This window comes from Streptomyces sp. NPDC051207 (assembly GCF_040682395.1).
Classification (GTDB): domain Bacteria; phylum Actinomycetota; class Actinomycetes; order Streptomycetales; family Streptomycetaceae; genus Streptomyces.
This window is the reverse complement of sequence record NZ_JBFBAX010000058.1, coordinates 1-13,097: the sequence shown is the minus strand read 5'-3', so window position 1 is coordinate 13,097 and position 13,097 is coordinate 1. Positions and strand designations below refer to the sequence as shown.

11 protein-coding genes and 1 pseudogene are annotated in these 13,097 nt (G+C 71.5%); 7 read left to right on the top strand and 5 right to left on the bottom strand.

What is annotated here, in order from left to right; all coding sequences use genetic code 11:
• Nucleotides 1–158: 158 nt before the first annotated feature.
• The 4 genes from AB0M97_RS30220 to paaI form a co-directional block, all read right to left on the bottom strand.
• Entirely contained in the window at nt 159–1,493 is a 1,335-nt protein-coding gene (locus AB0M97_RS30220; protein ID WP_365964168.1) for a cellulase family glycosylhydrolase, read from the bottom strand.
• 452 nt (nt 1,494–1,945) lie between these two features.
• Nucleotides 1,946–3,451, bottom strand: coding sequence for a carboxylesterase family protein (locus AB0M97_RS30215; RefSeq protein ID WP_365964167.1), 1,506 nt, complete (start codon nt 3,449–3,451; stop codon nt 1,946–1,948).
• 169 nt (nt 3,452–3,620) lie between these two features.
• Nucleotides 3,621–4,964: a phenylacetate--CoA ligase PaaK gene (paaK, locus tag AB0M97_RS30210; protein ID WP_365964166.1), complete on the bottom strand. Its 1,344-nt coding sequence runs from the start codon at nt 4,962–4,964 to the stop codon at nt 3,621–3,623.
• Nucleotides 4,961–5,350: a hydroxyphenylacetyl-CoA thioesterase PaaI gene (gene paaI, locus AB0M97_RS30205; protein WP_365964169.1), complete on the bottom strand. Its 390-nt coding sequence runs from the start codon at nt 5,348–5,350 to the stop codon at nt 4,961–4,963. The genes paaK and paaI overlap by 4 nt, the downstream gene beginning before the upstream one ends.
• A 219-nt stretch (nt 5,351–5,569) precedes the next feature.
• On the opposite strand from paaI, the gene paaA reads away from it, so the two are divergent.
• From paaA to AB0M97_RS30175, 6 genes are all read left to right on the top strand, one after another.
• On the top strand, nt 5,570–6,556 hold the full coding sequence (paaA, locus tag AB0M97_RS30200) for a 1,2-phenylacetyl-CoA epoxidase subunit PaaA (RefSeq protein ID WP_365964165.1): 987 nt from the start codon (nt 5,570–5,572) through the stop codon (nt 6,554–6,556).
• Entirely contained in the window at nt 6,553–6,855 is a 303-nt protein-coding gene (paaB, locus tag AB0M97_RS30195) for a 1,2-phenylacetyl-CoA epoxidase subunit PaaB (RefSeq protein ID WP_365964164.1), read from the top strand. The genes paaA and paaB overlap by 4 nt, the downstream gene beginning before the upstream one ends.
• 32 nt (nt 6,856–6,887) lie before the next feature.
• Nucleotides 6,888–7,718 carry a 1,2-phenylacetyl-CoA epoxidase subunit PaaC gene (gene paaC, locus AB0M97_RS30190; protein ID WP_365964163.1) on the top strand — a complete coding sequence of 277 codons (831 nt, stop codon included), beginning with the start codon at nt 6,888–6,890 and terminating at the stop codon, nt 7,716–7,718.
• Complete coding sequence (gene paaD / locus AB0M97_RS30185; protein ID WP_365964162.1) at nt 7,712–8,218, top strand: 1,2-phenylacetyl-CoA epoxidase subunit PaaD; 507 nt, start codon at nt 7,712–7,714, stop codon at nt 8,216–8,218. Before paaC ends, paaD begins: the two co-directional genes overlap by 7 nt.
• Nucleotides 8,218–9,327: a 1,2-phenylacetyl-CoA epoxidase subunit PaaE gene (paaE, locus tag AB0M97_RS30180; RefSeq protein WP_365964161.1), complete on the top strand. Its 1,110-nt coding sequence runs from the start codon at nt 8,218–8,220 to the stop codon at nt 9,325–9,327. The genes paaD and paaE overlap by 1 nt, the downstream gene beginning before the upstream one ends.
• Before the next feature lie 187 nt (nt 9,328–9,514).
• Nucleotides 9,515–10,330: an alpha/beta hydrolase gene (locus tag AB0M97_RS30175; protein ID WP_365964160.1), complete on the top strand. Its 816-nt coding sequence runs from the start codon at nt 9,515–9,517 to the stop codon at nt 10,328–10,330.
• A 288-nt stretch (nt 10,331–10,618) separates the two neighbouring features.
• On the opposite strand, the gene AB0M97_RS30170 is transcribed toward AB0M97_RS30175, so the two are convergent.
• Entirely contained in the window at nt 10,619–12,085 is a 1,467-nt protein-coding gene (locus AB0M97_RS30170) for a non-reducing end alpha-L-arabinofuranosidase family hydrolase (RefSeq protein ID WP_365964159.1), read from the bottom strand.
• A gap of 825 nt (nt 12,086–12,910) precedes the next feature.
• Between AB0M97_RS30170 and AB0M97_RS30165 the strand changes: the two are divergent.
• Nucleotides 12,911–13,097 (top strand): annotated as a pseudogene (locus AB0M97_RS30165) (1,4-beta-xylanase); the annotation flags it as partial.

Below are 13,097 nucleotides of genomic sequence, written 5' to 3'. Positions count from 1 at the left end.
ATCGATACCCTCCCCAAACGACGTCGGCTCCCAAGACCACAACCAGGTCTTGGGAGCCGAAGTCACGAGAGGATCCGAATTAACCAACGGCATCCTGCGGGGGGCGCGGCCCTTCGTCGTGTGCCGGGGCCGCGGTTGTCCGTCCCGCGGCCGGTGGCTCAGCTCTTGGCGCAGGTCGTGCCGTTGAGCGTGAAAGAGGCCGGGGCCGGGTTGGCGCCCGTGGAGGAGGCGCTGAAGCCGAAGCTCACCGAGCCGCCCGCCGGGATGGTCTCGGTCCAGGGCTCCGGCGTGGCCCGGACCTGCTTGCCGGACTGGGTGACCTTGGCGTTCCAGGCGGACTTCACGGTCTGCTCACCGCCGAAGGCGAAGGCGAGTTGCCAGCCCTTCACGGCCGCGGTGCCGGTGTTGCGGACGGTCACGTCCGCGTTGAAGCCGCTGCCCCAGTCGTTGACCCGGTAGGAGACGGCACAGCCGCCGGTCGGAGGGGTCTCGCCACCCCCGGAGAAGACGCTCGCCTCACGGGACGTCTGCTTGATGCCGTTGGCCCCGTTGAACATCCGCTGACCCCACGGGGTGAGCCGTGAGGCGTCGAAGCCGGTGGCCATGTCGAGGTACTCGACACCACCGCCGTTGCCGCTCCAGGACCAGCCCAGGTAGCCCAGGCCGAGCCGCTGCGTGGTGGCCATGATGGCGTCCTCGTCCGGGTTGCCGTCCGAGTGGTCGTTGCCGAACTCCCCGACGACGATCGGCAGTTTCCTCGTGACGAACCGGGTCAGGTAGTCGGACACCTCCGCCGCCGTGTCGAAGACGCCGTACATGTGGATCGAGAACACCGTGTTGCGGTCGGGGTCGGCCGCGAACACCTGCTCCGCGTTGTCCCGCATCGTGAACGACCAGTCCTGGCCCCAGTTGGGGGCGTCGACCATGAGGGTGTGGTCGAAACCGGCGTTCCGCAGCCGCACGATGGCGTTCTTCGTGTCCGCCGTCCACGCGCTGTAGTTGGTATTGCCGTACGGCTCGTTCCCGATGTTGACGACGACGTACTTCTCCTGGCCCTTGACGGCGTCCTGGACGGACAGCCAGTAGTCCACCGCCCGGGCCAGGGTGGCCGCGCCGCTCTGCTCGCCGTAGCCCGTGGTGTCGTGCACCTCCAGGACGCAGACGAGCCGGCTGGCCTTGCACTGGGAGACGACGGAGGCCACGTCCGCGGTGTCGTTCTTCGTCCAGCGGTCTCCCGAACTGAGCACCACGCGCACCGAGTTGGCGCCCAGCGCCTTGATGTCCTTCAGCGCCTGCGGGGTGCGGGAGGTGTACCAGGTGTGGGCGTGGTTCACGCCGCGCATCACGAAGTCGCTGCCGTTCGCGTCCAGCAGTCGGCCGTCGCGGACGTGGAACCCCGGCTCGGCGGCCTCCCTCGCCTGGGCGGCGGGCGGGGTGGCCAGCACCGAGGCCGCGACGGCCAGCAGCGCTCCCGCCGCGGTGGCCAGTCTCATCTTCATTCCTGCTCCCAACGTGGTCGCACGGGTGCCGGGAATCGCGGTCCGTTTCCGCGCAGGGGAAACGGACCGTCGTTCCGGCGTGGATTCCCGCTGTCGACCGGGCGTGAGGTGCGGCTCACCCGGGACAGCGGGACGGCAATGCGCCGAAGGAAGTCCGCCGTTCATGCCTGGCACAGCGAAAGGGCGGTCGTCGTGCGTGTTCCGATCGGCGACTGGGAGAGAGGCTAGGGCGAGAATTCCGTAGTGACAACCGCTCCAGCCAAACCGGTTAAGTTTAGCTCGAGTTCAGTGCCGGATGCCGTGTCGGGACGCCCTTCGCGCGCGCCGCCCGTCCGTACGCCGCTCCGGCTGGGCTCTCGTTCACCGGACGGCGGCGGGGGAGGGTGGCCGGTGCCGTGTCGCTGATTGGCGTGATTCCTCTGCCGCCATGCCTTTACAGAACCGGTTTAGTTCCCCTGGGGCGTCGTCGGGTCGGACAGCAGGGGCGACCAGATTTCCCGCACCGGCCGCAGCGGGTCGCTCTCGGTGCGGGGCGTGTCGTCCCAGATCCGGGTCCGGCGCTCCGGCACGGTGTGGCGGGGCCAGTCGGGTCCGGGGTCGAGGTCGCGCACGAAGGCGACCCACGCGCCGTGCACGGCGTCGGCCAGGTGCTGGGGCGGGTGCGTGCCGAGGACGGGTACGACACCCTCGGCGCCGAGCAGGTCGAAGGCGAACGGCAGGTCCGTGCAGTGGTGCGCGAGGCCGGCGAACGCGGGCGCGGTGGACGGCCACCGGAACTCGTAGAGCCAGGTGGGCCGTCCGCGCCGGGCGCGGGCGTCGGCGACGGCGGCGGCCGGGAAGCGGAAGGCGGTGTCCGTGACGGCCTGGTTCAACTGGTCGCCGGGGCCGCCCCCGTAGGTGTCCAGAAACCGCCGGATGCGCGCCTCGTCGAGACCGTGCGCGGTGAGCATCACCCGGACGTCCTCGGGCGTGGTGTCCGGCTGCGGCATGCCGTTGAACTCGTGGGCGGTGCAGCCCAGCAGCAGCGGAACGTCGGCCCCCGCGTCGCCCGTGACGAGGGCCTCCGGCACCGGTTCCGGGACGAGCATGCCGTCCGGGAACGGGGCGAGGGCCAGTATGGGGAGCGCGGTGCGTTCCGGTCCCGGCGCGTTCAGCCGCTCCTGGTGGTCGAGGAGTTCGGCGTCGGTGAGGTCCCGCAGTGCGGCGGCCGTGGCCGGGATGCCGGTGCGGGCGGTGAACAGCCGCCGTACCGCGTCGGCCACATCGGGGCCCTGCGGCCGCATCACGGCGCCGGACGCGGAGATGCCCGCCCGGAACAGGCCCCTGGCGGAGGGGGTCGCCAGCAGGGTGAGGACGGCGCCGCCGCCCGCCGACTGCCCGGCCACGGTGACCTTCGCCGGGTCGCCCCCGAACGCGGTGATGTTGTCGCGCGCCCACTCCAGAGCGGCGATCCAGTCCCGCACGCCCCGGTTGTCCGGCGCGTCCGGCAGGCGCAGGAAGCCCTCGACGCCGAGCCGGTAGCCGACCGTCACGACCACGACGCCGTCCCGGTTGAAGGCGGCGCCGTCGTACCAGGGGCTGGCCGCCGACCCGGCGACGAACCCGCCGCCGTGGATCCACACCAGCACGGGCAGGCCCGCGCCGGGGGAGGGGTCGGGCGTGAACACGTTGAGGTTGAGGATGCCCGGGCCGGGGACGGTCGGCTCCGGGATCGCGGTGACGTCGGCGGACGCACGCCGCTGCGCGGTCGGCCCGTACACCGTCGCGTCACGCTCCTCGGTCCACGGCTCCGGCGGCACGGGCGCCGCGAACCGCAGCGGACCGACCGGCGGCCGGGCGTACGGAATGCCGAGGAAGCGCACCCCGGTGGCGCGGCGCTCGCCACGGACGGGGCCGTGGGCCGTGCGCACGACGGGGGGCGCCGGGGCGGGGGGCGGGGTGCGGGGGGTCATGGGGGCCTTCCGGGTGGGGGTGCGGCGCGGCACGGGGTGCCGAGGTGATCCTTCCCCCGTGACGGGACGGTCATCGGTCCGTGCGGTCGGCCGGCGGTCATCGGTCCGTGCGGTCGGCCGGCGGTCGCTGCACCCGCTTCTGCCGTAGGGGGCGGCCCCCCGGCCCCCTTCAGTCCTCCCGGAGATCCTTCACCCGCCGCAGCTTCCCCACCGACCGTTCCAGGGTCTCCGGGTCCACGACGGTCACCTCGACGCTCACGCCGACGCCGTCCTTGACGCCCCGGGCGATGGCGACGGCCGCCGCCTCCCGGTCGGTGGGCGTCGCGTCGGGCCTGGCCTCCACCTGGACGGTCATGTGATCCATGCGGCCCCGCCGGGTCAGCCGGATCTGGAAGTGCGGGGCGACGCCGGGGGTGCGCAGCACGATCTCCTCGATCTGGCTGGGGAAGACGTTCACCCCGCGCAGGATGATCATGTCGTCGCAGCGGCCGGTGATCTTCTCGATGCGGCGGAAACCGGGCCGTGCCGTGCCGGGCAGCAGCCGGGTCAGATCGCGGGTGCGGTACCGGACGACCGGCAGCGCCTCCTTGGTGAGCGTGGTGAGGACGAGTTCGCCGCTGTCGCCGTCGGCCATGACCTCGTCCGTGACGGGGTCGACAATTTCCACAGCGAAGTGATCTTCCCATACGTGCAGGCCGTCCTTGGTCTCCACGCATTCCTGGGCGACGCCCGGGCCCATCACCTCGGACAGGCCGTAGATGTCGACGGCGTGGATGTCCATGCGGTCCTCGATCTCGCGCCGCATCTCCTCGGTCCACGGCTCCGCGCCGAAGATGCCGACGCGCAGCGAGGTGGTGCGCGGGTCGACGCCCTGCCGCTCGAACTCGTCCAGCAGGGTGAGCATGTAGGACGGCGTGACCATGATGATCTCGGGCCGGAAGTCCTGGATGATCCGCACCTGGCGCGCGGTCATGCCACCGGAGGCGGGGATCACCGTGCATCCCGCGCGTTCGGCGCCGTAGTGCGCGCCGAGCCCGCCCGTGAACAGGCCGTAGCCGTAGCTGACATGGACCTTGTGGCCCGCCCGGCCGCCCGCCGCCCGGATCGAACGGGCCATCAGATCGGCCCAGTTCGACAGGTCCCGCTCGGTGTAGCCCACCACGGTGGGCCGCCCGGTGGTGCCGCTGGAGGCGTGGACGCGGCGCACGTCCTCCATGGGGACGGCGAACATCCCGAAGGGGTAGGTGTCGCGCAGGTCGGCCTTGGTGGTGAACGGGAACCGCGCCAGGTCCTCGAGGGTGCGGCAGTCCTCGGGCGTGACACCGGCCGCGTCGAACTTCTTCCGGTACAGCTCCACGTTGTCGTAGGCGTGCCGCAGTGTCGCCCGCAGCCGCCGCAGCTGGAGGTCGCGCACCTCCTCGCGGGTCATGCGCTCGGCCTCGTCCAGCAGCTGGGCGGGCAGCGGGTCCCCCCGGCGGGGCGCGGCGGCCGTCGGGGTCGGTTCGCTGATCATGACGACTCCTCGCGTTCCGTGCTCCGGATGGTGCGGCTACGGCCGCGGAACTCCGCGACGACCGTCTCACCGCGTACGACACTCACGTCGTAGATGCCGCTGCGGCCGAACCGGGTGCGCTCCCGGGCCGTGGCCACCAGGACGTCGCCCTCGTACGCGGGCGCGACGAAGTCGATGTCGGCACCGGCCGCCACGGTGACGGGGCCGTGGCTGTTGCAGGCGCACGCGAAGGCGGTGTCGGCCAGCAGGAAGAGATACCCGCCGTGGGCGAGCCGGTGCCCGTTGACCATCGCGGGAGTCACGGTCATGCGCAGGACGGCGGTCCCCTCGCCGTGCTCCAGCAACTCGATGCCGAGGCCCCGGGACGCCTCGTCCGCGGCGAGCATCCGCTCGACGGGTCCCGGTGTCGCGTCCGTCGTCCGCGCCACTGCGCCCACCACCCTGTCTCCCGACCGAACATTCGGTTATCGTGCGGCGGAGTCAGGAAATCGCCGGGCGCCGCAACTGTCAAGAGGCCGGTCCGGTGCGGCAGGACTGTTGCCGTCGGCCGGGGGTGTCGGCATATCATGGCCCGAACGAATGGTCGGTAGGGTTAGGTGGTACGGATGACCGCAGCGCACACCCGCTCCACGTCGGAGGACGAGGCTCCGCCCGAGCTCCAGGAGCAGTTCGACCGCACCATCGCGCGCGACCAGCGTGTCGAGCCGCGCGACTGGATGCCCGAGGGCTACCGCAGGACGCTGATCCGGCAGATCGCCCAGCACGCCCACTCCGAGATCATCGGCATGCAGCCGGAAGGGGAGTGGATCACCCGCGCGCCCTCCCTGCGCCGCAAGGCGATCCTCTTCGCCAAGGTCCAGGACGAGGCCGGCCACGGGCTGTACCTGTACTCGGCCGCCGAAACCCTCGGCGCCGACCGCGCCGACCTCACCCGCCGCCTGATCGAGGGCCGCCAGAAGTACTCGTCGATCTTCAACTACCCGACGCTCACCTTCGCCGACGTCGGTGTCATCGGCTGGTTCGTGGACGGCGCGGCCATCTGCAACCAGGTCCCGTTGTGCCGCAGCTCCTACGGGCCGTACGCGCGCGCCATGGTCCGGATCTGCAAGGAGGAGTCCTTCCACCAGCGGCAGGGCTACGAGCTGCTGATGACGATGATGCGCGGCACCGACGCCCAGCGCGAGATGGTCCAGGACGCGGTGAACCGCTGGTGGTGGCCGTCGCTGATGATGTTCGGCCCGCCGGACGACGCCTCGCCCAACTCCGCGCGCTCCATGGCCTGGAAGATCAAGCGGCACAGCAACGACGAGCTGCGCCAGCGCTTCGTCGACATGACCGTCCCGCAGGCCGAGAAGCTCGGCGTGACCCTGCCCGACCCCGAGCTGCGCTGGAACGAGGAACGCGGCCGCCACGACTTCGGCACCCCCGACTGGGACGAGCTCCAGCGGGTCATCTCCGGCGACGGCCCCTGCAACGCGCAGCGCGTCGAACGCCGCCGCACCGCACACGAGGAGGGCGCCTGGGTGCGCGAGGCCGCCGCCGCGCACGCCGCCAAGCAGGCCGCCCGGGCACGGAAGGAAGCCGTCGCATGAGCGACACGCAGGCACCGCAGGCCGACTGGCCGCTGTACGAGGTGTTCGTCCGCGGCAAGCGCGGGCTGAACCACGTCCACGTCGGCTCGCTGCACGCCGCAGACGACCGCATGGCCCTCACCCACGCCCGCGACCTCTACACCCGGCGCAACGAGGGCGTCAGCATCTGGGTGGTCCGCTCCGAGCACATCGCGGCCTCCACGCGCGACGAGAAGGACCCGTTCTTCTCACCCGCCGCCGACAAGGTGTACCGGCACCCCACCTTCTACGACATCCCCGACGACGTCCCCCACATCTAGGAGCCGGGCATGAGCGACTCCAGGAGCACGGCATGAGCGACGACCACGTCTACCTGTCCCTCGCCGAGGACCACGAGGACAGCGACGCGCGCTGGGCCTTCGGGACCGGCTTCGAGGACCCCCTGCACGGCGTGAGCACCGCCGTGCCCGACGGCGTGGACACCGCGGAGCTGGCCGCGACCTGCCTCGCCCTCGGCGACGACGCCCTCGTCTCGGCGCAGCGCCTCGCCGAGTGGACCACCCGCGCTCCGGAGCTGGAGGAGGAGGTGGCCCTCGCCAACATCGGACTCGACCTCCTCGGCCAGGCCCGCCTGCTCTACGCCCGCTGCGGCCAGGTCGACGGCACCGGCCGCGGCGAGGACGCCTACGCCTACTTCCGCGACGCCGGCGACTTCCGCAACGTCCGCCTCGCCGAACTCCCCGGCGGCGACTTCGCGTTCTGCGTGGCCCGCATGCTGGTGCTGTCCAGCTGGCGGCTCGCGCACTTCCAGGAACTCGCCACCACCCCCGACCCGGTGCTCGCCGCCGTCGCCGCCAAGGGCGTCAAGGAGCTGACCTACCACCGGCAGTACGCCGCCGAATGGGTCGTCCGGCTCGGCGACGGCACCGACGAGTCCCACCGGCGGATGCGGGCCGGCCTCGAACAGGTCATGCCGTACGCCGGTGAGCTGTTCGCCGCCCACGACGCCCGCGCCGAGGTCGTCGCCGTGCTGCGGCAGGTCACCGACGCCGCGGGGCTGCCGCTGCCCGAGGCCGCGCCGCTGCCCGGCTCCGGACGCGACGGCGAGCACACCGAGCACCTCGCCCCGCTGCTGGCCGAACTGCAGAGCGTGGCCCGCGCCCACCCGGAGGCGACATGGTGACCACCCTGACGGACGCCCGGCGCGTCGCCGAGCAGGTCCCGGACCCCGAGCTGCCCATGCTGACCCTCGCCGACCTCGGCGTGCTCAGGGACGTGCGCGTCGAGGCCGGTGGCACGGTGGTCGCCGACCTCACCCCCACCTACTCCGGCTGCCCGGCCATGTCCGAGATGCGTGCCGAGGTGGCCGCGCGGCTCCGGGCCGCCGGGTACGAGCAGGTGCGGGTGCGCACGGTCCTCGACCCGCCGTGGACCACCGACTGGATCACCCCGGAGGGCCGGCGCAAGCTCGCCGAGCACGGCATCGCGCCGCCCGGCCCCGCCCCGCGCCCGGCGCCCGGGCCGGTGCCGCTGGTGCTGTCCGCCACCCGCCGCACGGTGCCCTGCCCGCGCTGCGGTTCGGCGGACACGGAGGAGACCTCCCGCTTCGGCGCCACCTCCTGCAAGGCGCTGTGGCGCTGCCTGGCCTGCCGCGAACCCTTCGAGTACGTCAAGGAGATCTGATGGAGGACGTGCTGGCCCCCGTCCGGGCAGCCGCACCGCGCCCGCGCCGCCGCCCGGCCTTCCACGCCCTGCGCGTGGCCACGGTCCAGCGGCTGTGCGACGACGCGGTCGCCGTCGGCTTCGACATCCCCGCCGAACTGACGGAGGAGTTCGCCTTCGCGCCCGGCCAGTCCCTCACCCTCCGCCGAGAGGTGGACGGACGCGACGAGCGGCGCTCGTACTCCATCTGCTCGCCGGCCGGATCCCCGCCGCGGATCGGCGTGCGGGAGGTGCCCGGCGGCCTGTTCTCCTCCTGGCTGGTCCACGACGTCCGGCCCGGCGACAGCATCGACGTCATGGCACCCACCGGCGCCTTCACGCCCGACCTGACCGTGCCCGGCCACCACGTCCTGATCGCCGCCGGCTCCGGCATCACGCCGATGCTGTCCATCGCCGAATCCGTCCTGGCCGCCGACGACCGCTCCCGCGTGACACTGTTCTACGGCAACCGCCGCACCGACACGGTGATGTTCGCCGACGAGCTGGCCGACCTGAAGGACCTGTACCCGACCCGGTTCCAGCTCGCCCACGTCCTGTCGCGCGAGCCGCGGGAGGCCGACCTGCTGTCCGGACGGCTGGACGCCGAACGGCTCGCCGCCCTCGTCGACGGCCTGGTCGACGTGCGCGGCGCCGGCCACTGGTGGCTGTGCGGACCGCACGGCATGGTGCGCGACGCCCGCCGCGTCCTCACCGGCCTCGGCGTGCCCGAGGAGCGCGTCCACCAGGAGCTGTTCTTCGCCGACGACGAGCCGGTACGGCCCCTGCGCCACGAGGAACCGCGCGCCGACGGACCGGTCAGCCAGGTCACCGTCGTCCTCGACGGCCGCTCCACCACCTCCGCCCTGTCCCGCGAGTCCACCGTCCTCGACTCGGCCTCCCGGGTCCGCCCCGACCTGCCGTTCGCCTGCAAGGGCGGCGTGTGCGGCACCTGCCGCGCCCTGGTCACCGAGGGCAAGGCCGACATGCGCCGCAACTACGCCCTCGAACGGGCCGAGGTCGACGCGGGCTACGTCCTCACCTGCCAGAGCTTTCCGGCCTCCGACACGCTCACGGTCGACTTCGACAGCTGAGGTGCGCGGGGTCCGGGCGGCCGGCGGTTGCGGTCAGTGGACGGCTGACGGTCCCGGCCGGTACGCGGTCGACGGCGACCCTGTGTGAGCCGGCGGGCCGATCCGCCAGAATCGGCGTCGAACGGGCTTCATTTCGACGTCGACGCTCTGCTGACGGGGAGTGTCACCGACACCGGGGGAGATCAGCGTGTCCTGGTCCGAGCACGTGGTGACGCGAGACGGCGTCCGGCTGGTCTGCCGGGACTGGGGCGGCGCGGGCCCGCCCGTCCTCCTCCTCCACGGTCTGGCGGGTCACGCGGGCGAGTGGGATGCGACGGCCCGGCGCCTGAGCCGTCGTTACCGGGTCGTCGCGGTCGACCAACGCGGGCACGGCGCCGCCGAACGCCGCCCGCGGGACGTTTCCCGCGCTGCCTACGTCGCTGACACCGTCACCGTCATGGATCGGCTGGGGCTGCGGCGGCCGGTGGTGGTGGGTCAGTCCCTGGGCGGCCATACGGCGATGCTCACCGCCGCCGCACACCCCGACCGTGTCCGCGCCCTCGTGCTCATCGAGGCCGGCCCGGGGGCCGGGAACCCGGAGGCTTCCGCCGAGATCGGCCGATGGCTGGACTCCTGGCCCGTCCCGTTCGCCTCCCGGGAGGCCGCCGCCCGGTTCCTCGGCGGCGGAGCGGTCGGTGAGGGCTGGGCGGCCGGCCTGGAACAACGCGACGGTGGCTGGTGGCCGCGCTTCGACCGGGACGTCATGGTCCGCTCACTGGCGGAGGCCGCCCAGCGCTCCTACTGGGAGGAGTGGGAGCACATCAGGTGCCCGACGTCGGTGATTCTGGCCCAGTCCGGCTTCCTCGCACCGCAGGAGGTCGACGACATGCTCCGCCGAGGCCCCGCCACCGTGGCCGTCAGCATCCCCGCCGCGGGTCACGACCTGCACCTGGAGCAGCCGGACACACTCCACGCCCTGCTCTCGGACTTCCTCGGCGGGCTCCCCGGTACCGCGCAGTCCTGACGCGGTACCGGGGTCCTGAACGTCCCGGGGTGTGCGTGGCCCGGAACGCCGCCGATGCCGGTGATCGCCGTACCGTCGGTGGCCGGCGCGAGCGGGGCCGGCTTGGCCGAAGGGCGCCGGTACGGGGTCGGCCAAGGGGGGGATGGTCCTCGGCTGGTGAGCGTTGCCCGCCCCCGCGCTCCGTCGCCACATGAGCGCTGACGTGGTCGCGTGTGACCCGGGCGGGCTCGGCCTTCCGCCGGGCCCGCCGCGCCGGCTCCCTACCGGAGCCGGACCCGTGTCGCCCCGTCAGCGCTGCAGCGTCAGCAGACCCGGACGGTAGGGCAGGAGGCCGTAGTCGCCGCCGGAGTCGGGGCTGCGCCCCTGGTAGAGCAACTGCAGATTGCAGGGATCGACGGTCATGGTCTGATCGGCGCTGGTGCGGATCAGTTCGCCATGACTGATGTCGTTGGTCCAGGTGGCGCCGCTGTTGGCCTTGCCGGCGAAGGGGTTGCTCTCGGTCGCGGCCTGGGGTGTCCATGAGCCGTTCAGACTGGTGGCCGTGAACGAGCGGAAGTAGCGGCCCTGCGAGCCGATCGCCTCGACGATCATGAGGTAGCGGTTCTGGCCCTGGAGTTTGTAGACCTGCGGAGCTTCGAACAGGTTGTTCGTCGTATCACTCATGATCACAGTCGAGGTGGTGCCGAAGCTGCCCGGGAAGTTCCCGATCGGCATGGTGGCCCGGTAGATCCTGCCGTTGTCACCGGCGAAGAACAGGTACATGTTCGTCCCGTCACCGATGAGCGTCTGGTCGATGGGGCCCGTGCCGGAGCCGGAGATGCTTCCGGAGAAGAGCACCTGCTCGGACGACCAGCCATTCGGGTTGGTGGGGTCGCTCGACGTCCGGTAGGAGAAGGCGGTCCCGCCCCACTGGTAGGCGAGCACCCAGATGTTCTTCGGCGCGAAGTAGAAGAGCGTGGGCGCGACGGTGGAAGCTGACATCGCGTTCTGGCCGGCCGAGGCCATGTCCGACCAATGGGTGAACAGGCCGAAGTTCATCGAACCCCAACGTGTCCCCGTGTCGTGCGTCGTCGCATAGACGAGTTGCCTGCCGTTGTAGGGGGCGACGGTGAAGTCCTTGAGCGAGACCCACCCCGGCTTGGGCTGTGCCAGCGCGCCCGTTGAGGTCCAGCGGTAGGTCGACGGAAGATCACACGGGCCGGGATTGTCGCCGCCGACCCTGACGAGCTGCCACTGCTGGTTGGCGCCGCCCCAGTCGTCGTACTGGACCGCGTTCGCGTTGTCGGCGGTGGAGGCGCCTTGTATTTCGAGGGCCTTGTTGCTGTGGCGCGAGATGAACCTCACGTGGCCGTCCGAGCTGTCGGCCAGCCGCCACTGCTGGTTGGCGCCGTTCAGGTCGGCCCACTGGACGATCGAGCCGCCGTTCGCGGTGGACCAGTTGTAGACGTCCAGCACCTTGCCCGAGTGGCGGGACTTGATGCGGTAGTAGCCGCCCCCGGAGTCGACGAACTGCCACTGCTGCTGATTTTGATCGTTCCTCGTCCACTGGGTGATGCGGGCGCCGTCGTTGGTCGCCATGTTGTAGACGTCCAGGGCCTTGCCGCTGTTGCGGTTGACCAGCACATACCAGGCGTTGGGGTCCACGGTCGCCGCGCCGGCGGGCTGGGCACCGACGAAGGTAGCCATGAGCAGGAGGGGCGCAAGGACGGCGAGTAAGCGCCTCAGGCGAACCGGGGACGGCTGGCGAAACCACATCGGAAGGGCTCCTTGGGGGTGGGAGTGGGGGGTGAGGTGACCTCGATGAACGGCGGAGCGGATGTGCCGGGGGAGAGACGATCTCGAAATGTTTCGAAGAATTCCCGGATACTTCGACGCCACAAGCTAGGAATGCGCTGCCTTCCGGTCAAGGCCTCTCGCCGATCTGCCCGCAAACAGCACCACCGTCTTGGGGCTTGACAGGCTGTCACGCCGAGCGGAAACGCACGGCCCTACGAGATCCGCCGAAGGCGGCGCCGGGGTTCTTCGTCGGCTCGCCTGCTTCCGAATGTTTCGCACGGGAAACGAAAATTTCTTCCGCGGAGAGTATTGACGATCCATCATCAACACCTCAATGATTCCCATCTGGGAACCCGGCCATGGTTCGAGATGTCGAACCCGGTCGGCCCTGAGCCATCTGTGCCGCACGGCAGATCCACGCACAACTGCACGCCCGATCCGCGCACCCAAGCACATGCACCCCCCAGTCCGGTGGGGTTCGCACCAGCGTATCCTGGCTCTTCGCACAGTGGGAGAGGCGTGCGACGCCACGTGGCGGTCCCCCGGCCGAGCCGCGATGGAGTGCCCCCATGCCTGTGCCGAGACACCGCCGCCGTTGTCCGCCCGCCGCCCGTCGTATGTCACTCGACGGCCGACCGGGCGCCGTCCGTGCCGGTTGAGATCGTCCCGGTCCCGTGGCCGCGGTGTCCGGTGACTCCGTGCTGCCCGGTTTCCGGCCCGCCCCGTCCGCCTGCCGGGCGGGAGCGCACGACGCATTTTCCTGCGCTTCAGTCCTTCCGTGATGTCTACCTTGGAGGCACCGTCATGGGCTTGTACGCCCTTCCCGGACCCGCTGTCCGCCGCAAGATCCGCGGCCTGGTGCTGGCGCTGGTCGTCGGCGTCCTCGGTGCGGTCACCGCACTGGTCGCGCCGCCGGCCGCACACGCCGCCGAGAGCACGCTCGGCGCCGCGGCGGCGCAGAGCGGCCGCTACTTCGGCACCGCCATCGCCT